This window comes from Hymenobacter lapidarius (assembly GCF_001816145.1).
GTDB classification, from domain to species: Bacteria; Bacteroidota; Bacteroidia; order Cytophagales; family Hymenobacteraceae; genus Hymenobacter; species Hymenobacter lapidarius.
On record NZ_MDZB01000043.1, the window covers coordinates 1 to 685 of the forward strand.

1 pseudogene is annotated in these 685 nt (G+C 61.5%); it reads left to right on the forward strand.

Going from position 1 to position 685, the window contains the following annotated elements:
• Nucleotides 1–173: 173 nt before the first annotated feature.
• Nucleotides 174–685 (forward strand): annotated as a pseudogene (locus tag BEN47_RS22990) (transposase); the annotation flags it as partial.

Consider the following 685-nt stretch of genomic DNA (forward strand, 5'->3'; position numbering starts at 1 on the left):
CGCGCCCAAACGGGGCGGGTCCGGGTGAGCAAATCGTCGAGGAAGCAGTACATTGCGATGGTCTGTTCGCGCATGGTTTCAGCAGGAATGAGGAGGTCAGAGACCTTAAACCTAGTCTGTTCGGCGTGAACAGGCTAGGTTTGGGTCTCTGACCTCCCAACTCCCTGCTGACCATGCGCGAACAGACCGTTGCAATGTACTGCGTCCTCGATGACTCAATCCGCTTTACCCGCCCTGCCGGCACGCTACCCCCGGCGACGAGCCGGCGCTTGACCGATGCGCAGGTCCTGACCACGGCCCTGGTCGCGGCCCGCTTTTTTGGCGGCAACCTGGTGGTCGCCAAACACTACATGGAGCAACATGGGGGCAAAACCGGCTGGATAAGAGCGGTTTCACGTGCCGTCTGCATGCCCTCACGGATACCCTCTACGCCCTGTTTGCCACCGTGGGCGACGTGCTCAAGCAGTTGCACGGCGAGGCGCGGTATGTGCTCGATTCCTTTCCCGTGGCCGTGTGCCATAATACGCGCATTCCGCGCTGTAAGCTCTTGACGGGCAAGGCGTATCACGGCCGCTGCGCCAGTAAACGCAGCTGGTTTTATGGGCTCAAGGTGCAGGTGGTGGCCACCAGCGACGGCATCCCCGTCGAGTTTTACCTCCATGCCGGCGCCGAGTCGGAGCAAACC